The organism is Streptomyces sp. GbtcB6, from assembly GCF_019091475.1.
GTDB lineage: Bacteria > Actinomycetota > Actinomycetes > Streptomycetales > Streptomycetaceae > Streptomyces > Streptomyces hyaluromycini.
Genome location: NZ_JAGXJL010000014.1, coordinates 126,819 through 148,037 on the forward strand (window position 1 = coordinate 126,819; position 21,219 = coordinate 148,037).

The window sequence follows — 21,219 nt, forward strand, 5'->3', positions numbered from 1 at the left end:
GATCAAGAGGCCGGGCTCGAAAGACAAAAACGTGCCCACCACCCGACTCGGTCGATCGAGAGGCCGGGCTCGAAAGACAAAGCGAAGGACAAAGCGAAGGACAAAGGCGTGACCGCCGCGCGACGCGGTCGGTCGGGAAGCCGGGCTCGGAAAGCAGAACAAGACGTGCCCGGCACCCGACCCGGGCTCGGAGAGCGAAGACGTACTCGGCTGGCGCGACGGCGTCCGGCGCCGATGGGTCCCTTCGGGCTCCCCCGGCGCCGTTCTTGTCCACAGGTCGGGTGATGTCCCGGTTCGATCGATAAGGTGCGTGGCACTGTCACACAGAATCCGGGGGGAAACGGTGCAGAGCACAGGAGAATCGCCGGCCGAGGAGCCGACGCCGAGCACTCCCGCCGGGGTATTCCGGTTCATGGAGGCCTCGTACGCGTCCGGAAGCAATCCGCGCAGCATCCACGAAGGCTTCTCCGTCCTCGACTTCGAGCTGAGGTTCCTGGCGCTGACGGCCGCCGCGACGGTACGGGCGGCTGGACTGCCGGCCGCGTTCGTCGGCCGTTCCCCCGGCCTCGGCGAGTGGACCGGCTACCTGCGGCGCGCCCGTCAGCAACTGGACAACTGCGCGACGGCGCCGGCCGGCCGCGTGGGCCAAGCCGTCGGCAAGGTCCTGGACCTCTACGACCAGGGTGTTCCGGGTGCCCCCAGGGAACTGCGCGATCTCAAGCGGCTGCGCGACCACATCAGCCACGGGGGGCCGCTGCCGGCCGGGGAAACCGAACTGGCCACGCTGGACGAGCTGGTCCACTCCATCGCGGACGCGGTCACGGAGTCCCTGATCCCTGCCGAACTGGTACTCCACGAGGGCGACTCAGGGGAACTGCGGCCGTCGTTCGTCTGGGATGGCGACGAAGTGTCGCTCTGGCCGTTCCTCCACATGAAGCCCAGTGGCGTGTGGCATCTCTTCTCCAAGTTCACCCGCGCGCACCCCACCTTCCTCTGTTTCGGGGGTGGATCGGTGAACAGCTCTCCCTCCGACGAAGCGGTCCACTCGGCGCTGCACCCCCTTCTCAAGCCGAAGAAGACGGAGAACGGCACCCTGGAATACTTCGTCAAGGATGTCGAGCAGGATCTCGGCGGCTTCGCCGACGACGACTCCGAGCCCGTCTACGCCGATCACGACCAGGGTTTCGAGTTCTACTGGGACAAGGCGACCGGTGAGGGCACGGGAACCCAGCCCCGCCGGGACTACTTCCGGCTGGGCCCGAACAACACCCGTCAATGGCGAGCGGAGTCGGGCTGGGTCCCGTACACCGAATATCTGCGCTCCCTGGCCAACTGGCCGGTGGTCGCGACTCGTCTGCGGCAGAAGCTGGAGCAGTTGGAGCGCCAGCTGGCAGAGGAGGAGCGGGACTCCCTGGGCTGGGTCTCCCGGGAACGCGTCACCACCCGGATGGCCAAGGTCGTCGTCTCCGACATGGACGGCAGCCATGAGGAGTCGCCCCAGACCTTCGACGCGCTCATCGACGGTGTCGACCAGGACCTCCAGGCCAACCGGGGCCAGACGCAAGTGGTCTTCATCAACGGCGAGGCGGGGATCGGCAAGACGCGGGCGATGCTCGACGCGGCGAAGACCCGCACGCTGGAGGTCGAGCGGGCACTGCACGCGGGCGAATCCTCCGACCGGGCCCTGTTCCTGTACGTCCGTTCCACCGGCCAGGTACTCGACAGCCTCCGCACCGTGGTGGACAGCGCCGTCGCATCGACCCGGAACCTCACCGACAAGGGCGTCAAGGCACTGTGCCGCAACGGGTTGATGACCCTCCTCATCGACGGGTTCGACGAGCTGCTGGGCGGAGTGGGATACAGCGACGCGATCGGGTCGCTACGGCCCTGGCTGGACGAGCTCGGCGGCCGGGGCGTCGTGGTGGTGTCGGCCAGGTCCTCCTACTACATGGGCCAGTACCGCTCCAGCGTCGAACGCGCCAACGAGCAGGGCATGCCCTTCGTACGCCACCGTGTGGCAACGGTGCAACGCTGGTCGCCCCAGGACGTCACGTCGTTCCTGGACGAGTACGGAGTCCCGCGCGAGAGCCTGGACCGGCTGTCCGAGCCCGACCGGCAGCTGCTGGGGCTGCCCTTCTTCGCGCACGCGTTCGCGGAGATGACGCTCAACCCCGACGAGAGAGCGATAAAGAGCAACGCGCTCGCCGAGCGACTGCTCGACAAGTACGTGGCGCGCGAGGAGCGCAAGCTGACCGGTCAGGGGGACGCCGCCCTCCTGACCAGCGCCGAACTACGGCGCATGTTCGAATACGTCGCGGAGTTCATGGCAACCCACGAAGAACGCGAGGCGGACATCGGCGAGCTGCAGGAGGCGGCCCAGTACGCCATCGAAGACGAACTGTCCTCCCGGCGCCACCTCAAGCAGCGGCTGCCCGTACTCTGCGGACTCACGGCGGCTTCGGACGACACGTCCGCCTCACGTTTCCGTTTCCAGCACGAGCTGTTCTTCGACCAGTTCCTGGCCGGCGCCGCGAGCACCTATCTCCTGGAGGGACACACCGCCCTGTTCCAGGGGATGCTCAAGGAGTCCCCTTGGCGGTCCGCCACCGTCACGGGGGTCGTCGCCGCGGCCGGGCAGGCGCGTGTCGCCCGCGCAGTCGCTGACTTCGCGCCCCGCATCCAGCGCACGGAACAGCAGATCGAGTCCACCGTCGCGGCCACCAACCTCGGCGCCCTGTGGGGAGCCGTGATCAAGGAGACGGGCCATATGCCGAGCGCGGACATACACAACGCCGTGTTCGCGGACGAACTCGACCTGTCCAAGGTCCAGGACGTGGACACACGCATCGTCGGATGCGAGCTCGCCGGGCTGGTCCTGCCCACGTCAGGCGGCTGGACCCTGCGGCTCGACAACACCAGCGTCAAGAAGATCAGGGTGAGCGGCTCGCCGTCGGACCTCGCCGGGTTGCGCGGGGTGCGCCACTCCGATCTGGTGGAGCTGCTGCTTCCCAACAAGTTCCTGTACCGCAGGGAGCACATCCTCGACGCCCTGCGACGCTACGGAGCAGAGGTCTCCGACACAGAGGACAGGGACGACAACCTTCCGCCCGTCGAGGTGCTGGCCGCACGCCACTATCTGACGACGATGGTCCGGCGTGTGGAGAAGTCCGTCATTCTCCGCAACGACTACCAGCCGGAGGACGCCCGGCTGAAGTGGACCCAGGAATACGGCCCGGACATCTGGAAGAGGTTCGTCAACGAGCTTCTGGACACGAAGCTGGCCCACGACGACACCTTCTCGGCCAGCGGGGAGCGCAAGTTCAGGCTCCGGCTGAAGTGCAGCGCGGCCGCGATCCTCGCCAACGACGGAACGCGCCCGGGCACGGAGGAGTTCTGGAACCGGCTCGAAGCGAGCTGACTTCCCCGGCAGCCGAAGAGCCCGGCGCCGTGGAGTCCCTCAGGACTCCCCGGCGCCGGGCGTTCCCCCGCAACCCCCGTATGCGGTGGTCTTCCGGGTTGGTTCAGTCCGTCGCGATCGCGTTCAGGACGTTCATGCGGCCCGCGCGGAACGCCGGGATCAGGGCGGCGAACAGGCCCACGAAGGCCGAGCCGACGAAGACCCCGATGATCGTCGGCCAGGGGATCTCCAGGACCTTCAGGCCCTGCAGGGCGAGCAGCTTCTGGGCCGTGGCGCCCCAGCCCATGCCCAGTCCGAGGCCCAGCAGGGCGCCGAAGAGGGCGATCACCACGGACTCCATGCGGATCATGCGGCGCAGCTGGCGGCGGGAGAGGCCGATCGCCCGCATCAGGCCGATCTCCCTCGTCCGCTCGACCACCGACAGGGCCAGGGTGTTCACGACACCGAGGACCGCGACGATGATCGCCAGGGCGAGCAGGCCGTAGATCAGGTTCAGCAGCTGGCCGATCTGGTCCTTGAGCGCCTGCTTGTAGTCGGTCTGGTCGCGCACGGTGTACTGCGGGTAGTCGTGCAGCGCGGACTTGAGCGACTTGTACGCGGCGTCCTGCCGCCCGTCCTCGGCGGTGGCGAAGACCAGGTCGTCGAGCGGCATCTTGGCGGCCGGCACGTACTTGGCGAGCGTGGTGATGTTCGTGTACTTGGATCCGGCGTCGATGAGGCCGTCGCTGCTGGTGATCGCCCGGACCGTGAGGTGGGCCGTGCGGCCGTCCTTGAACTTCACGGCGATCTTCGAGCCGAGGTGGATGCCGTGCGCCTTGGCGAACTTGTCGTACACGGACATCGAGTCGGGCAGGTAGGCGTCCTTGAGGTCACCGGCGACGGTCTTGGTGCGCAGGTCGGTCGCGTACGTCGGGTCGGCCGCCGTGATGTCGGTGTCCTTGAGGGTCTTGCCGTCGGGCGTGGTGTAGTCGGCGGTGGTCGTGCGGTACTCGGTGACCCGCGCGAGTCCCGGCACGTCCTTGACGGCCTTGACCGCCTGCGGGGTGATCCGCTGGCCGCTGTCGGACTGGATGATGAAGTCCGTGCCGACGGTCTTGTCGAGCTGGTCGCTCGCGGAGGCCACCATGGAGGAGCCGACCACCGAGAGGCAGGCGACCAGCGCGAGCCCGATCATCAGGGCGGCGCCCGTGGCGCCGGTGCGGCGCGGGTTGCGCAGCGCGTTGCGTTCGGCCATGCGTCCGACCGGGCCGAACATCCGCAGCAGGACGGCGCCCAGGACCCGTACGACACCGCCCGCGAGCAGCGGGCCGATGACGACGAACCCGATGAGGGAGAGGACGATGCCGAGGCCGAGCCAGGCCGAGCCCTCCTTGGCCTGCTCCGTGGCCGAGGCCAGGTAGAGGCTGTAGCCGCCCGCGCCGGTCAGCACCAGGCCGACCAGGGCGCGTATGCGGCCCGCCCTGGCGTCGGCGGGGGCGCCCGCGTCGCGCAGCGCGGCCATCGGGGAGACCTTGCCGGCGCGGCGCGCGGGCAGGTAGGCGGCGAGGACGGTGACGACGACGCCGAGGAGCAGGCCGAACACCGGGGTCGTCCAGGCGACCGTCAGATCGCTGGTCGACAGGTGCATACCCATGGACCCCATCAGCTTCATCAAGCCGACCGCGATGCCGACGCCCGCGCCGACGCCCAGGATCGAGCCGACCACACCGAGCAGCAGGGCCTCGACGAGCACGGATCGGTTGACCTGGCCGCGGCTGGAGCCGACGGCCCGCATCAGGCCGATCTCGCGGGTGCGCTGGGCGACCAGCATCGAGAAGGTGTTGATGATCAGGAAGATGCCGACCAGGAAGGCGATCCCGGCGAAGCCGAGCATCGCGTACTTCATGACGCTCAGGAAGCTCTCGACGTCCTTCTGGTTGGCGTCGGCGGTCTCCTTGGCGGTCTGCACCTTGTAGGCGGAGCCGAGTTCGCCGATCACGTTCTTCTTCAGCTGCGGGTCGGTCACCCCGGACGCGGCCGTCACGTTGACATTGGTGAAGACGCCGGTCTGCCCGACGAGCGCCTGCTGGGCGGTCCTGGTGTCCAGGTAGAAGATCGCGGCACCGGGGTTGGTGACGGTGAAGTCGGCGATGCCAAAGATCTTCGCGGTGTGCGTGCCGACCGCGCTGATGACGGCGAGTTCGTCGCCGAGCTTCAGGTGGTGCTTGTCGGCGGTGTCGGCGTCCACCATGATCTGGCCGGAGTTCTCCGGCGCCGCACCGGAGGTGATCTTCATGGTGCGGGCGTCGTTGGAGTTCCAGCTCCCGACGATGGTCGGCGCGCCGCTGGACGGCGACATGCTGTCCTTGTCCGCGTTCACGACGGTCACGGACGTCGAGAAGACCGTCCCCTCGGCCGCCTTGACGCCGGCCGCCGCGCGGACCTTGGTGACCACCGAGGCCGGCATGACCGGCGGCCTGCCGTTGTCGGAGGTCGTCTGCCCGGTGTCGGAGGCGCCCTTGGCGCTGACCGTGACGTCGGAGGAGGTCGCCGCGAACAGCTTGTCGAACGTCGTGTTCATGGTGTCGGTGAACACCAGCGTGCCGCACACGAACGCCACCGACAGCAGGACGGCGACCGCCGACAGGGCCATGCGCCCCTTGTGCGCGAAGAAGTTGCGCATCGAGGTCTTCATGACGGTCATGACGTACGCCCCCGCGCGTCGAAGTCCTTCATGCGGTCCAGGACGGTGTCCGCGGTCGGCTTGAACATCTCGTCGACGATCCGGCCGTCGGCGAGGTAGAGCACGCGGTCCGCGTAGGAGGCGGCGACCGGGTCGTGCGTGACCATCACGATCGTCTGGCCCAGCTCGTCCACGGAGCGGCGCAGGAAGCCGAGGACCTCCGCGCCCGCGCGGGAGTCGAGGTTTCCGGTCGGCTCGTCACCGAAGATGATCTCGGGGCGGGCGGCGAGGGCGCGCGCCACGGCCACGCGCTGCTGCTGACCGCCCGAGAGCTGCGTGGGACGGTGCTTGAGCCGGTCCGCGAGCCCCACGGTGTCGACGACGCGCCCCAGCCACTCCTTGTCGGGCTTGCGGCCGGCGATGTCCATGGGGAGCGTGATGTTCTCCAGCGCGTTCAGCGTCGGCAGCAGGTTGAACGCCTGGAAGATGAAGCCGATCCGGTCCCGGCGCAGCTTCGTGAGCTTCTTGTCCTTCAGGCCGGTGATCTCGGTGTCGTCCAGGTAGATCTGACCGCTCGTCACGGTGTCGAGCCCGGCGAGGCAGTGCATCAGGGTGGACTTTCCGGACCCCGAGGGGCCCATGATCGCGGTGAACTGCCCCCGCGCGATGTCCACGTCGACATGGTCCAGGGCGACGACACGGGTCTCTCCGGCGCCGTACGCCTTGACGACCTGCCGCGCCCGCGCGGCAACGGCCGTACGCCCTCCAGTACCCCCGTGCCTGGGAATGGTCACAGCCGATGTCACGGTATGTCTCCTAAGTCGGTCAGCCAATGAGCAGCACTGTGCTGCGCCTTGCTGCGAAGTGGTTGGTACGCCGATGAGTCTGTCCGTACGCGGCCCGTCCCGCGCTGGTGCGAAGCCCCGTCTTTCCGGGGGGAAAACCCCACCCCCGCCGGTTCGGTCAACCACCCCCGGCGGCGTAAAGCCAGGTTAAGGACGAGTGGGGTGCCGTCTCGTCCTCCGGCGGTACGAACCCTCCCCGAGCCGTAGTACGGAGAACCCCCTAGGGGACGTCCACCGCCGGGTGGAGCCTTTCTCAGGGTCGCGCTCCACCCACCGGCCCAGGCAGCGTCCACCCTCCCGTCGCGTGAGGGTCAAGTGGACGCCCGCTCCGGCCAGGTGGCCGCGGACTTCCACCAGGTGGACGCGTACTCCCGCCGCGCCGGAGCGGATGGGAAGCTGTCGTACGCGACATAGATACATGAGGAACACATCGGGAGGGGATCCGGCGTGGGGAACACCAAACCCGCGATACGCACGGCGGGACGCGAGGCCGCGACGGGCCGGCGGGGGGCCGTGGTGGCCGCCCTGATGCTCGCCATGGCGCTGGCGGCGCTCGACTCCACCGTCGTCTCCACCGCCGTACCCCAGATCGTCGGCGACCTCGGCGGCTTCTCGGTCTTCTCCTGGCTCTTCTCCGGCTACCTGCTGGCCGTCACCGTGACGCTGCCGGTGTACGGCAAGCTCTCCGACACCTTCGGCCGCAAGCCGGTGCTGGTCGCGGGCGCCGCGGTGTTCCTGCTGGGGTCGCTGCTGTGCGCGGTCGCCTGGAACATGGGCGCGCTGATCGCGTTCCGGATCGTGCAGGGCCTCGGCGGCGGGGCGCTGCAGGGCACCGTGCAGACCCTCGCGGCCGACCTGTACCCGCTCGAGGAGCGCCCGAAGATCCAGTCGAAGCTGTCCACGGTGTGGGCGGTGTCGGCGGTCGCCGGACCGGGGCTCGGCGGGGTGCTGGCCGCGTACGCGGACTGGCGGTGGATCTTCCTCGTCAACCTGCCGATCGGCGTGGCCGCGCTCTGGCTGATAGTGCGTCACCTCCACGAGCCGAAGCGCGCGCCGCGCACGCCCCCGCGGGTGGACTGGGCGGGTGCGCTGGCGGTCTTCGCGTGCGGGGGCGTGCTGCTGACGGCGCTCGTGCAGGGCGGAGTGGCGTGGGCGTGGTGGTCCGCGCCGTCGTGCGCGCTGTTCGCCACCGGGTTCGCGCTGGTGGGAGTCGTGATGTGGATCGAGCGCCGGGCGGCGGAGCCGATCATCCCGGGGTGGGTGTGGCGGCGCCGTACGATCGCGGCCGTCAACCTCGCGCTCGGCGCGCTGGGCCTGCTGATGGTGGCGCCGACGGTGTTCCTGCCGACGTATGCGCAGTCGGTCCTCGGGCTCGCGCCGGTGGCCGCCGGGTTCGTACTGTCGGTCTGGACGCTGAGCTGGCCGATCTCCGCGGCCCTCAGCCAGCACGTGTACCGGCGGATCGGCTTCCGCGACACCGCGCTGCTCGGCATCGGCGCGGCCGCGCTGATCCTGTTCGCGTTCCCCTTCCTGCCCTATCCGGGGTCGGCCTGGCAGCCGACGCTGCTGATGCTCCTGCTCGGCGGCGCGCTGGGCCTGTTCCAGCTGCCGCTGATCGTGGGCGTGCAGTCGACGGTGGGCTGGGAGGAGCGGGGCACGACGACCGCGTCGGTGCTGTTCTGCCGGCAGACCGGCCAGACGATCGGGGCGTCGGTGTTCGGCGCGGTCGCCAACGGGGTGCTGGCCGCGCGGCTGGGCGGCGCGGGCGACCTCGACTCCGTCACGCGCACGCTGGACGACGGAACGGCCACCGAGGCCACCCGCCACGCCATCGCGGACGCGGTCCACGCCGTCTACTTCGGGGCGGCGTGCGCGGCGGCACTGGCGTTCCTGGTGCTCCTGTCGGTGGCACCGCGACGCTTCCCGGTCCTCAAAGACTGACTCGCGTCCCGGCGTTAACGCGGGTAACACCCGAGGTCAGACACGTTCGCGTGAAGTAAGCGCGTACCGACCGGCCAGTTGCCGAAAACGGCCGCACACCCCGGATACCTGCGAGTAACGTGCGTCCCCCGCTCCCTCCTCTCCCTGCGGTCCGCCGCCACGGACCCGAGCCATGCAAGGAGCACCGGGATGTCCTACGACCCTTCCCCGACCGAGCCGTCCCACCTCACCTACCCCTGGCAGCCGCTGCCGCCCCAGCCGCCGAGACCCCGGCACGTGCCGCACCGGGAGCCGGTCGGGCACCACAGCGACCTGCGGGTGCTGCGCGGCGCCTACCGCCTCCAGCGGCGCACCGCGACCCTCACCGCGCTCGGCTACTTCACGCTCTTCCTGGTGCTGTCGGCGTTCGCCCCGCGCGTGATGACCAGCACGGTCGCCGACGGCGTACCCGCAGGACTGCTCCTCGCACTCCTCCAGCTCCCCGTCACCTGGCTGGCGATCGCCCTCTACGAGCACACCGCGCGCCGCCACGTCGACCCGCTGGCCGACCGCATCCGCAGGACCGCCGAACTGGACGCCAGGCGCGGGGCCGCACGGTGACCGGCTTCAGCGGCTCCGCCCAGTCCATGTCCCTGGTCGCCTTCACCGTCGTCGCCACGCTCACCCTCCTGCTGTGCGTGATGACCGGCCCGGACCGCGACGACCTCGACGAGTTCTACACCGGCTACGGCTCCCTCTCCCCGCTGCGCAACGGCCTGGCCATCGCCGGCGACTACATCTCCGGGGCCGGCGTCCTCGCCACCGGCGGCGTGATCGCCCTGTGCGGCTACGACGGCGTCGTCCTCGCCCTCAGTACGGCCCTGTCGCTGATGCTGCTGATGTTCCTGCTGGCCGAACCGCTGCGCAACGCGGGCCGGTTCACCATGGGCGACGCGCTGGCCCGCCGGATGCCCGGCCGGTCGGTACGGATCGCGGCCTGCGCGGTGACCATCGCCGCCCTGCTGCCGCTGATGCTGGTCCAGCTGGCCGGCGCCGGCCAGCTGATGGCCTTCGTCCTCGGCTTCTCCAACGAGACCGTGCAGACCGGCTGTGTCATCGGCCTCGGCGCCCTGATGATCAGCTACGCGGCCATCGGCGGCATGAAGGGCACCGCCCTCATCCAGATCCTGAAGATCGTGACCCTGCTCGGCTCCGGCACCGTCGTCGCCCTGCTGATCCTGCACCGCTTCGACTGGGACCCGGGCGCCCTGCTCACCGCGGCGGCCGGCGGCAGCGGCGCCGGCCGTGCCTTCCTGCACTCGGGCCTCCAGTTCAGGGGCGGCCCGGCACCCCGCCTGGACATGATCAGTTCGGAACTGACCATCGTCCTCGGCGGCGCCTGCCTGCCGCACATCACCATGCGCATGTACACCGCCTCCAGCGCCCGCCAGGTCCGCCGGTCGATGTCCTGGGCCGTGTCGTGCGTGGCCCTGTTCGTGCCGGTCGTCAGCGTCGTCGGCTTCGGCGCCACCGCCCTGGTCGGCCGCGCCGCCATCGCCGCCGCCGACCCGCAGGGCAACACCGCCTACCTGCTGGGCTCCCGCGCGGCCTTCGGATCCGACGTCTCGACGGCGGAGACCCTGCTCTTCACCACCGTCACCACGGCGATCTTCCTGACCCTGCTCGCCTCCGTCGCCGGCATGATCCTCGCCTGCGCCAACTCCCTCGCCCACGACGTCTTCGCGACCCGCGTCCAGGACATGCCGGCCCGCCGTGAGATGACCCTGGCCCGCGTCTCCGCGCTCGCCATAGGAGTCCCCACGATCCTGCTGGCGACCCTGGTGCAGCACCACAGCCTGCAGCCCCTGATCACCCTCTCCTTCTGCCTCGGTGCCTCCGCCCTCGCCCCGGCCCTGGTCTACGGCCTCTTCTGGCGCCGCTACACCCGCGCCGGCCTGATGTGCACCCTCGTCGGCGGCACCCTCACCGTGCTGCTCCTGATGCCCGGCACGAACCTGGTCTCGGGCTCGCCGGGCGCCGCCTTCCCGCACGCCGACTTCAACTGGTTCCCCTTCACCACCACCGGCCTCGTCTCCATCCCGGCCGGCTTCTTCCTGGGCTGGCTGGGGACGGTCGCCTCCGGCCGGCGCAGGGCCGCGGAACAGCGACGGCAGTACGAGGCCGTGGAGGGGTGGATCCTCGCGGGGGCGGTACGGAGAGGGAGCTGAGCGCTCCCCGGGAAGTACCGCGGGCGTTCCGCCCGAAAGTGCCGCGATGTGTTGTCGGTCGGCTGCGGCGCCGTCGTGGCTGGTCGCGCAGTTCCCCGCGCCCCTTTCGGGGCGCTTCCGCGAGCTGCGGCGCCGTTGTGGCTGGTCGCGCCCACGCGGCGGGAGCCGCATATCGATACAGCCCCGCGCCCCTTCGGGGCGCTGCCGAGCGGTTATTCCGCCGTCGCTCGCCCCGTCAGGGACATGAGGCTGTCCCGCATGTGGTCCATGTGCGCCTGGACGTCGTCCCAGGTCTCGCCGTGCTCGCGCAGCACCCGCTCGGTCTCCCGCGCGATGCGCTCCTCCCGGACCCGGGCCTCCGCGAGGAGCTCGGTGGCACGCGCGTGTGCCTCCTCCTGGGAGCGGCGGGCCGACTCCTCGGCCTCGACCAGGGCCCGCTCCGCCTCCGCCAGGGCGGCCTCGGCGCGGGCGATGCGTTCGGCGTTGTGCGCGTCGACCGCGGCGGCGCGCGCGGCCTCCTCGCGCTCCTCCTCGGCCCAGCGTTCGGCGTGCTCCTTGACCAGTTCGGCGAGCATCCCGGTGGTGCGCTGCCGCACCTCGCGCAACGCCGAAAGGGCCTCGCCCCGCCGCTCCTTGGCCTCCAGGCGGGCGCCGATGCGGATGTCGTCCGCTTCGGCGCGCGCCGCGAGGAGCCACTGGCGGGCCCGTTCCTCGGTGTCCGCGCGGAGCGCGTCGGCCTGCTCCTGCACCGCACAGCGCGCGCTGTCGGCACGCTCCGCGGCCTCCGCGACCCCGTCCGTCAGCGCCCGCCGGGCGCCCTCGTGCAGGGCCTTCGCCTCCTCCACCACGAGCCGGAACACCCGGTGCGCGCGGTCCCCGAGCGCCTCGTACGTCTGCGGAGGAAGTTGCTCGACCTCGGCGCGCAGCCGCCCGGCCTCCGCCTCCATGTCCTTGGCGAGCACGGTGAGCCGCGCGGCACGCTCCCACGCCGCGTCCCGGCCCTCGCAGAGCTCCGCCATGAACGTGTCGACCTGATCGGGGCGGTAGCCACGCCCCCGGACGGTCACGAAGTCGTACGGCGACATCGATGCGCTGCTCACCTGGAACCCCTCTCCGCCGGACCCGCACGAAATGATGATTTCGCGGACATCTTGATGGATCGGACGTAAGTGTTCATAACGCGACACTCCGCATGCCGCTCTCGAAACACCGCACGCCACGCCGGGGGACGGCAAGCACGTCAGGGGGCGTGCACGCTCAGCCGCGCGCCCTGCGGTAGCGGGTCAGCACCAAGGCGCCCGCTCGTTCCGCCGCCAGGCACTCCAGTTCGGCGGGCGGGCCGCCGGCCGGGAACAGCGGCCGGCCGGTGCCAAGGACGGTGGGGAAGGTCAGCAGCCAGTACTCGTCGACCAGGTCGGCGGCCGCCAGAGCGTGGACGACACCGAGGCTGCCCATGACGACCACGTCCCGCTGCTCGGTCTTGACGGCGTCCAGGAGATCGCCGTCGACGAGACGGGAGTTCGCCCACGCGGACACGTCGGTCAGGGTGCGGGAGGCGACCAGCTTCGGCGCGGCGTTCAGGCGCGCGGAGGACGGGTCGTCGCGGCCCGGCCACAGCTTCGAGAAGGCCTCCCAGGTGGACCGCCCCAGCAGTACGACCCCCTCGTCCAGGGTGCGGCCCAGGCCGAACCTGTCCCCGGAGATCTCCTCCGGGCCGAACCGGAAGAGCCAGCCGCCGTACGGCGTGCCCTCGGTGCCGTCCGGGTCGGACACGATCCCGTCCAGGGTGGTGAATTGGATGACGACAACGCTCATGACGGTTGTCCCTTCGCTCGATGGTCACCGGTACATACCGGCGGCACCGGGCGGGCTCATCGCCGTCCCGGGAACTTCTTTCCCGATCGTCTCAGCCGGCGGGAGCCACAGGCGGCTGAGCCGGCGCGCACGCCGTCAGCACGCGCGGGTCCGTGAACACCACGTTGCGCGCGACCCGGCCGCCGCCGGTGACCGTGAGGACCTGCACGGAGTGCAGCCGGTGCCCGCCGCCCGGCTCCGGGGCGTACGCGACGAGCGCGGGCTGTCCGCCCGCGGTGAGGGAGCGCGTGCGCCAGCCGGTGCCACGGAGCCGGAACACCCGCTCCATGAACAGGCCGTAGTCGCCGCGGCCCCGGTACCAAAGCGGCAGCGGCGGCATCTCCAGCACCGCGTCGTCGGTGAGCAGCCGCACCAGCGCGGGCACATCGGCCGCCTCGAACGCCTGTTGGTACCTCAGGACCGCCGCCCGCACCTCGGGATCGTCCGGCTCGCTCACCTCGTCCGCCCCGCCCGCCCCCGCGAGCGCGGCGCGCGCCCGCTGAAGTGCGCTGTTCACGGCCGGGACCGAGGTCTCCAACTGGTCGGCGACCTCCGCGGCACTGAACTCCAGCACCTCGCGCAGCACCAGCACCGCCCGCTGCCGCGCGGGCAGCAGCTGGAGCGCCGCCACCAGCGCGAGCCGCAGATCGGTGCGCGCCTCCACGTCGAAGCGCGCGTCCGGGAACGGCTCCAGCCACGGCACGTCCGGCGCGGGCGTGAGCGGCGCCTCCGGGTCCGCACCAGGTGCCCCGAGCCCCGACGGCAACGGCCGCCGCACGCGCCCCTGGAGCGCCGTCAGGCACACGTTCGTCGCGATCCGGTACAGCCAGGTCCGCACGGACGCCCGCGCGGGGTCGTAGCGCTCACGCGCCTTCCAGGCCCGCAGCATGGTCTCCTGCACCAGGTCCTCGGCCTCGTGGAACGAGCCCAGCATCCGATAGCAGTACGCCACCAACTCGCCCCGGTACGGCTCGAAGTCCATCCGCCCATCATGCCCGCGCGGTACGACAGTGGGGCACGCGCGCGTGGGGGGCCGGTCCGGTCTCCCGACCCGACCGGCCCCCGTACGGCCGTCCTACCCCCGCGCTAGAGCAGCCCGTCCCACATCTGCTCCAGCAGCACCGACCACCAGCTCTCCGGCGAGCCGAGCGCCGCCGGGTCCAGGGAGGCCAGCTGGGCCTGGAAGTCGACGGTCCAGCGGCCCGCCTGCTCCTGGTTCAGGCCGAACCTGAGCCGCCACATCCGGCCCAGCAGGGCCAGACAGCGGGCGAACTCCGGCAGCCCCGTGTTCACGAACTGCGGCGGCACGGACGCCCCGCCCGGCCCCGCCTCCACGGGCACGGCCACGATGTTCGCGGTGCCGTACTGCACACAGACCGCCTTGCCGAAGTCGGTCCCCATGACGAGGTACGACGCCGCGTCCGGCGCCGGCTGCAACCCGCGCTCCTGCGCCAGCTCCGCCAGCGTCGGCACCGGACGGCCCGGCTGCGCCTGCGCCCAGAAGAACGGCCCCATGTCCAGCGGCAGCCCCGCCGCCACCAGCGTGTGCGCCACGATCGGCGGCACACCCTGCCGCGACACCGCCGCCTGCTCGAACCGGAACACGCCAGGACCGAACGCCGCCGCCAGCTCCTGCGCGATCGCCTCCGGCGGGATCGGCGGCGCCGCCTGCACCTGCGGCAACGGCGCCCGCACCGGCGCGGGCCGCGCGGGACCCGCCGCCACCTGGTGCAACTCGCCCTGATGCGCCAGCAACTGCCGCATCCCCTGCTGCCGGCTCGCGTGGTCCGTCCCGTACGGTGCGATGCTCGCCAGCCGCGCCTGCGGCCACTGCTCCCGGATCATCCGCGCACAGTAGGCACCCGGCAGCTCGCACGACTCCAGCTCCGTGTGCAGCTCCAGCACCTGGTCCGGCGGCACGTTCATCGCCCGCAGCTCGTGGAAGATCTGCCACTCCGGGTGCGGTGTGCCCGGCGCCGAACGCCGGATCAGCTGCTGTTCCGAACCGTCCTGCGCCCGGTAGCGCAGCACCGCCTGATAACCCGGCCCGACCGTCGGCTGCCCCTGCTGCGGCGGGTAGCCGTACGCCGGCGGCTGCTGCCCGGGTACGGGCTGCCCCGGCAAGGGCTGACCCGGCAAGGGCTGACCCGGCATGGGCTGCCCGGGAGGCGGCGGCATCGCACCGGCCGGCATCGGGGGCGGCATCTGTGCGGCGCCCGGCGGCATACCGGGGGCACCCGGAGCGCCCACCGGAGGCGCGGCCAGCACGGTCTCCGCATGGTGTACCGGCGCTCCGCCCGGACCAGCGGCAGCGCCCTGCGCACCGCCGGGCGCGGGAGGCGTGCCAGGGGCGCCGCTCGGGGGCTGAGGTACGCCCGGCACGGGAGGCACGCCCGGGGCGCTCGGCACACCCTGCGCACCCGGAGCGCCAGGCATACGCGGGGCGCTCGGAGGCTGCTGCGCGCCCCCGCCCATCCCGCTCGGGTCGGCCAGCATCGTGGCCGCGCGATGGACGTCGCCCGGCGGCGTGCCACCCGGAGTACCCGGCGCACCGGGCGAGTTGGGGGCGCCCGGCGGAGTCTGCACGCCCGGCACCTGCGCCGGACCTTCAGGCCCCTTGGGCCCCAACGCCGACACCATCTGCGTCGGCGCGTACCCGCCCGCCGGCGCACCCGGCGCACCCGGCGCGGGCGGCTGAGGCGTGCCCCCGGGGTGAGCGCCCGGCGCTCCCGGGGCGCCCGGCGGCGGAGGCGGCGCGCCTGCCCCGCCACGCGCCCTGCGCGGCGGAGGTGCGGCCTTGCTCGTCGCGGCGTCCGCTATGTCACTGGCGTTGGGCGCGAGAGGCCGCCCCGGAGCGGCCGGGCCCGCCGGATTCGCCGGGGGCCGGGGCGCGCCCGGAGCACCGGCCGGTGCCTGCGGATAGCCGTAGCCCGGAGCGGCCGGCGCCTGCGGATAGCCGTAAGAAGGCGCGGGCGGGGTCGCGGGCGCACCCGGGGCCGCCGGTCCCTGTGGGTAGCCGTACGGCGGGGCGTCCCGCGGAGGCTGCGGAGGCGTGCCGCCCTGCGGCGCACCACCCTGCACGCCCGGCGCACCCTGCACGCCTTGCATGCCCTGCGCACCCGGCGCACCCGGCGCACCCGGCGCACCCGGATCGTCGAGCGTCGGAGACACCGCCGTGCGGGGCAGCTGGCTGCCCCCCGCCATCAGCGCCGTCTCGGCATCTCCCAGGACACCGTCATCCACATCGCTCAGCGGCGGCGCGAACACCGTCGCGGGCAACGGGACGGAACGGTCCTCACCGGCATCGGCGTTCGTGTCGGTACCGGCCCAAGGAGTCGCACCGGCCGGCACGTTGTGCACGCCCGGCGCACTCGACGGCCCCGGCGCCCCGCCGGCCGCCGGCCAGGAAGCACCACCGCCCCCCGCCGGACCGGCTCCGCCGGCCGCCGCCGGCACCCCGGCCTGCGTCTCGGCAAGCCCAGCGGAGCCCGCACCGGAGCCGAAGCCGGCACCGGCACCGGCCGACGCCCCGTCACTCCCCGGGCGCCGATCCTGAATACCCAGCTTGTCCGCCGCCTCCTGGAGCCACTCCGGAGGGCTCAACAGGAACGACGTCTGGTTCAGGTCCACCCGGGCCGCAGGCGCCGGCACCGCGTCGGCGATCTCCGCCTCACGGCCGTACTCCTCCTCGTACCGGCGGATCACCTCGCCCACCGGCAGCGCCGGCCACAGCGTGGCCTCACCGCTGTCACGGGCGATGACCAGCCGCTGCCCGCCCGCGTCCGACCGCGGACCCTCCGCACGGTCCTCGCCCCACACCACGAACCCGAGGCCGAACTCCCGCACCCGCACCTCACGATGCTGGTAGGCCGGCACATCGCCGTTGATCCACTCTTCCGCGCGCTCCTGCGCCTGCGCGAACGTCACCATGCCGGACCTCACTCCCCCGAGCCGACCGAAGCGGCACGCGCGAAACCACCGTCGACCATCAGGTTCGCCACCGTCTCCAACTCCGGCGGCGACCCCGCCAGCCGCGACAGGAACACGTCGAAGTCCTCACCGCAGGGCAGCAGCAGACGCTCCACCCGCTCCGCCGGCGACCACCCCGGATCCACGTCACGCGCGTCGTCGTACGCACAGAACCACACCGAACCCAGCCGGTCGCCCTTCACCTTCACCGCGAGCAGACCGCCCTGCACGAAGGTGACACCCAGGTAGTCCTTGGTCAGATGGTCGCGCAGGCACTTGTTGACGTACACGAGGTCGTTCACCGCCGCCTCGTCGCGGACCGTGAAGAACGGCTGGTCCACCAGCAGTCCGAGGCCCGCGTCCAGGGCCGTGCCCACCGGCGCGCAGCCGCCCGCCGCCTTCAGGAACGAACGGTACGCACCCGGCAGCCGGTACCCGAGATCCTCCTCGACCCCCTGCACCTGCGACTCCGACACCGCCACACCCGACTTCGGCAGCCCGAAGTGCGCCGGACGCGTCTCCTGCAACGGCCGCGTCCCCCGCTTGCCGTGGTCCACCCGCGTCGTCGCCACCCCACCGTGGTGCCGCAGCAAGGCCTTCACTTCGACCGGGACCAGCTCCAGCCGCCGCGACCCCACCACGTGATGCCAGGTCCAGCCGTGCGGCGTCGCCACCGCCGGCACCGTGTCCCACAGTTCATGCCCCGAAGCCGACAGCACCGCGTTCGCGGACACGAAGTCCGTCAGCCGCAGCTCGTCGACCCCGAAACCCTCCGGCGGATCGGCGATCTCGGCCGCCGCGCGCGCGTAGGGCGAGAAGTCGGGGTAGCCACGCTCGTCGATCCGTACCCCTCTCGGGTGACGTGCCGCCCGGACCGGATCCGGGAAATGCACGACCTGCCCGGCATAGGCCGCGTTCGGCGGCGCGGCTTGCTGCCCGAGCCGACCTGTCGTCATGACGGTTGCCCCCTGCGGCACTCTGTACGAACCGACACCACACCCCTGCGGCGCGCCACGGCCCGTATCCGGCTGTCTCTCCCACGTCCCAGACGCGTCGACCGCGCCCATCGCGGTGCCGACAGCCTATGCGGTACACGAACCCCGGTCACCGGCCCTCCGGTTCAGTGACCAGCCGTCACCCCGCCGTGACAGCCTGCCCAAACCCGGGCGTGTCGCACCGCCCCAGCTTCCGCACCCGCCACGGGATTTGGCAGTCTGTGACTTTCGGGGGGATCCCCGGGAGGGGAAGACGATCATGAACGCCACACAGACAGGACCACACACCGCCATGTCCGGCGCCGCCCACGGCGCCCTCAACGGCGACCCCCGCATCGGCTGGAGCAGCAGCGAAATACCTCCCGCGCCCACCCTCCAGCACCGCCGCGACGGCATCCTGCCCACCGTCGCCGCCGCCCTCTCGGTCCGCGGCGCCACCCTCACCGGCACCGCCGCCCGCGGCGACCAGCCGCCCCCGCTGCACCCGCTGGTCCAGGAGTTCCTCGACACACTCCCCAGCGGACAACGCGACCGCTTCACCGGCCGCTGCGCCGAAGCCATCCTCATCTCACGCCACATCGGCGTTGCCGACGCCGCCCGCAGCAAACGCGCCCTGCGCAAACCCATGACCAACGGCGAAGCCCGCAAGGCCCTCAAGCAGGCCAAACTCACCGCCCGCCGCATACGCGAGGACGGCGACCCGCTGCACGGCAGCTTCGCGGCCCCCTGCCGGGCCTGCGCCGCCCTCACCGCCCACTTCGGCGTCCGCGTCGTCGACCCCACCACCACCGACGCCTGACGCACCCCACACACAGACAGACGCAGACAGACACACAGAGCACCCGCACGCGCACCCGTACACGAACCAGGACGATCGAAGGGCAGATGCACGCCGACCGCACCTCATCCCCCAGTCTCGGCTTCGCGCGACCGGGAGGATCCCCATCGCGCTTCTCCGCGCCCGTCGACGCAGCCCTGCGCGCCGCCGGCTGGCAACCCGGGCGCTGGGACATAAAGCAGGCCGAGGTCTGGGCCGACGCCCTGCGCGACCACGCCTCACCCGCCGGACACCGGCACGCCGTCTTCCCCGCCGCGGTGGAGGCCTGGGCCGAGTTCGGCGGCCTGCAGGTCAACCCCACCGGCACCGGCCGCCAGATCGCCCCCGCCACCCTCCACCTCGACCCCCTGCACGGCCTCCACCTCGCCCGCACCCTCGGCGACCTCGGCCGCGCCCTCGACACCGAGGTCTGCCCCCTCGGCGCGGAGACCGACACCCACTCCCTCCTCGCCATCGACGCCGAGGGCCGTGTCTACACCCTCGACCACACCGGCGACTGGTACCTCGGCCCCGACATCGACCAGGCCCTGACCACCCTCATCGCGGGCGTCGAACCCCAACGCCTCACCACCCAGTCGTAACCGACGGGTCAGGCCGCCGGAATCACCGCCGACACCCGAAAACCCCCGGCATCGGTCGGCCCCGACACGAACACCCCGCCCAGCCCCAGCACCCGCTCACGCATCCCCACCAGACCGTTCCCACCCGACGGCAACCCCGCCGACGCCGCCGAGGCCGGCTCCGGCGGCGGCTCGTTCTCCACCTGCATCGCGATCTCCGCCACCCGGTGCGCCAGCCGCACATGCGTCTTCGCACCCGCCGCGTGCTTGTGGACGTTCGTCAGCGCCTCCTGCACCACCCGGAACGCCGTCTGCTCGATCAACGCCGTGTACGACCGCACAGCGCCCTCGACCGACAGATCCACCACCATCCCCGCCGCCGCCGACTGCCCGATCAGCACCTCCAGCTCCGACAGCCACGGCCCCTCCTCCTCCGCCACCCGCGAAGCCGCCGCCGCGGCCGCCACCCCCACGGCCGCCAACGGCACCGAGGCCGACGCGGAAGCCGGCGCCGTACGCCGCTGAGCGGCCTCCCCCGAACGCAGCACCCCCAGCATCTCCCGCAGCTCCGTCAACGCCTGGCGCCCCATGTCCCCCACCAGCGCCGCGTTCCGCACCGCCTTCTCGGGATCCTTCCGCGCCACCGCCTGCAAGGCCGCCGCATGCACCACCATCAACGACACCCGGTGCGCGACCACGTCATGCATCTCCCGCGCGATCCGCGTCCGTTCCTCGCCCCGCGCCCACTCCGCCCGCTCCTCCGCCCGCTCCGCGAGCAGCTGAAGCTCCCGCTCCAGACTGTCCGCCCGCTCCCGCAGGCTCTCCATCAGGCGCCGCCGCGCACCCACGTACAACCCCAGCAGCACCGGCGGAGCGGTCAGCCCCAGCGAGGTCGTCACCGCCGCGAAGGGCACGAACCAGTCGCCCAGCGTCAGATCCCCCCGCGCCATGTCCTGCTTCACCCGCACGAACGTCACGATCATCGTCCCGAGCAGCGACATCCCGGCCAGCGCCACGATGATCCGCCGCGGCAGCTCCGCCGCGGCGAGGGTGTAGAGGCCGACGATGCCCATCAGGAAACCCATCTGGGCCGGCGTGATAGCGATCGCGACCAGCACCACGGCGATCGGCCACTTACGCCGCAGCACCAGTACGGAACCGGCCAGCAAACCGAACACGATCCCCGCCGACAGCGGGATCCCCGCGTCCCGCGCGAACGGAATCCCCTCCGCGGCGCACTCCAGCGCCGACACCAGTGCGAGCCCCACGTCCAGAACCGCACTACGCCACCGCGACCACCACCACGGCCCGGTCAAGGCCGTCGCGTGGTCTGCCCCCGTCGTGGTCATGCCTCCAGCCTACGGGCGCAAGGGTGGGCTTTTCCGGTGAGTTTCGTCTACTCGCCTACACCACACTCCGTAACCGAACAACACCGAAACCCCTTGATATCCCTCGAACTACTGAACCACTCACGTTCGAGCACGGAATCAGCCATTCCACCCGGACGGTATGCGACCCGCGGACCAGGGCCCGGGAGTTGCGGCTGCAGGGCTGGACGTACGACCGCGTCCACAAGACAACCCCGAAAGAGCACAACCCCAAAACGGTCCGCAAGAACGTCGGCGGAGCCCAAGGGGGTTGTCCCGTGATCAGCGTCCCGCGGAGCGCGGATCTGTACCGTCGCATCGAGGGCACCTGGTACGGCATAGTAGGGAGCGCCACTCGGCGACCTGACTAAATATCCGGTTCGGTCGCGAATATTCCCCCGTGGTGTAATTGGCAGCACTGTGGCTTTTGGTGCCATCTGTCCGGGTTCGAGTCCTGGCGGGGGAGCCATACCCGGTTCGGGCCCTGACAGCTCCGTCAGGGCCCGCTCCCATGTCCCCCACGAAACGCCCCGGTATCCTGCGGATGTCACCCCCACCCATCC

14 protein-coding genes and 1 tRNA gene are annotated in these 21,219 nt (G+C 71.5%); 7 read left to right on the plus strand and 8 right to left on the minus strand.

Features of this window, described 5'->3' with window-relative positions; genetic code table 11:
* Positions 1-343 precede the first annotated feature (343 nt).
* A complete protein-coding gene (locus KVT45_RS24335; RefSeq protein WP_217550809.1) occupies positions 344-3,418 on the plus strand; it encodes an NACHT domain-containing NTPase in 3,075 nt (1,024 codons plus the stop codon).
* Positions 3,419-3,521: 103 nt separating this feature from the next.
* Here the strand turns inward: KVT45_RS24335 and KVT45_RS24340 are convergent, their stop codons facing one another.
* A complete protein-coding gene (locus KVT45_RS24340) occupies positions 3,522-6,101 on the minus strand; it encodes an ABC transporter permease (RefSeq protein ID WP_217550811.1) in 2,580 nt (859 codons plus the stop codon).
* Positions 6,098-6,886 carry an ABC transporter ATP-binding protein gene (locus KVT45_RS24345; RefSeq protein WP_217550813.1) on the minus strand — a complete coding sequence of 263 codons (789 nt, stop codon included), beginning with the start codon at positions 6,884-6,886 and terminating at the stop codon, positions 6,098-6,100. The genes KVT45_RS24340 and KVT45_RS24345 overlap by 4 nt, the downstream gene beginning before the upstream one ends.
* A gap of 486 nt (positions 6,887-7,372) precedes the next feature.
* Here KVT45_RS24345 and KVT45_RS24350 point away from each other — a divergent pair, with 486 nt between their 5' ends.
* The 3 genes from KVT45_RS24350 to KVT45_RS24360 all read left to right on the plus strand — a co-directional run bounded on the left by KVT45_RS24350 (position 7,373) and on the right by KVT45_RS24360 (position 11,073).
* Positions 7,373-8,866 (plus strand): MFS transporter, encoded by a 1,494-nt coding sequence (locus KVT45_RS24350; RefSeq protein ID WP_217550815.1) that lies wholly within the window; start codon positions 7,373-7,375, stop codon positions 8,864-8,866.
* A 189-nt stretch (positions 8,867-9,055) separates the two neighbouring features.
* Positions 9,056-9,466: a DUF485 domain-containing protein gene (locus tag KVT45_RS24355; RefSeq protein WP_217550817.1), complete on the plus strand. Its 411-nt coding sequence runs from the start codon at positions 9,056-9,058 to the stop codon at positions 9,464-9,466.
* Entirely contained in the window at positions 9,463-11,073 is a 1,611-nt protein-coding gene (locus KVT45_RS24360) for a cation acetate symporter (RefSeq protein WP_308310848.1), read from the plus strand. Before KVT45_RS24355 ends, KVT45_RS24360 begins: the two co-directional genes overlap by 4 nt.
* 212 nt (positions 11,074-11,285) lie before the next feature.
* Here KVT45_RS24360 and KVT45_RS24365 read toward each other — a convergent pair whose 3' ends face one another.
* The 5 genes from KVT45_RS24365 to KVT45_RS24385 form a co-directional block, all read right to left on the minus strand.
* Positions 11,286-12,158, minus strand: coding sequence for a cellulose-binding protein (locus tag KVT45_RS24365; RefSeq protein ID WP_217551008.1), 873 nt, complete (start codon positions 12,156-12,158; stop codon positions 11,286-11,288).
* A 172-nt stretch (positions 12,159-12,330) separates the two neighbouring features.
* Positions 12,331-12,888 carry a dihydrofolate reductase family protein gene (locus KVT45_RS24370; RefSeq protein WP_217550819.1) on the minus strand — a complete coding sequence of 186 codons (558 nt, stop codon included), beginning with the start codon at positions 12,886-12,888 and terminating at the stop codon, positions 12,331-12,333.
* A gap of 91 nt (positions 12,889-12,979) precedes the next feature.
* Positions 12,980-13,909, minus strand: a complete 930-nt coding sequence (locus tag KVT45_RS24375) for an RNA polymerase subunit sigma-70 (protein ID WP_217550821.1) — start codon at positions 13,907-13,909, stop codon at positions 12,980-12,982.
* 104 nt (positions 13,910-14,013) lie between these two features.
* A complete protein-coding gene (locus KVT45_RS24380; RefSeq protein ID WP_217550823.1) occupies positions 14,014-16,857 on the minus strand; it encodes an SUKH-4 family immunity protein in 2,844 nt (947 codons plus the stop codon).
* An 8-nt stretch (positions 16,858-16,865) separates the two neighbouring features.
* Entirely contained in the window at positions 16,866-17,852 is a 987-nt protein-coding gene (locus KVT45_RS24385; protein ID WP_217550825.1) for an SMI1/KNR4 family protein, read from the minus strand.
* A 298-nt stretch (positions 17,853-18,150) separates the two neighbouring features.
* Here KVT45_RS24385 and KVT45_RS24390 point away from each other — a divergent pair, with 298 nt between their 5' ends.
* Positions 18,151-18,690 carry a YwqJ-related putative deaminase gene (locus KVT45_RS24390; protein WP_217550827.1) on the plus strand — a complete coding sequence of 180 codons (540 nt, stop codon included), beginning with the start codon at positions 18,151-18,153 and terminating at the stop codon, positions 18,688-18,690.
* Positions 18,691-18,776: 86 nt separating this feature from the next.
* A complete protein-coding gene (locus KVT45_RS24395; RefSeq protein ID WP_217550829.1) occupies positions 18,777-19,310 on the plus strand; it encodes an SUKH-3 domain-containing protein in 534 nt (177 codons plus the stop codon).
* Between the two features lie 8 nt (positions 19,311-19,318).
* On the opposite strand, the gene KVT45_RS24400 is transcribed toward KVT45_RS24395, so the two are convergent.
* Positions 19,319-20,638, minus strand: a complete 1,320-nt coding sequence (locus tag KVT45_RS24400; RefSeq protein ID WP_217550830.1) for a sensor histidine kinase — start codon at positions 20,636-20,638, stop codon at positions 19,319-19,321.
* 412 nt (positions 20,639-21,050) lie between these two features.
* Here KVT45_RS24400 and KVT45_RS24405 point away from each other — a divergent pair.
* Positions 21,051-21,125, plus strand: a tRNA-Gln gene (locus KVT45_RS24405).
* Positions 21,126-21,219 lie beyond the last annotated feature (94 nt).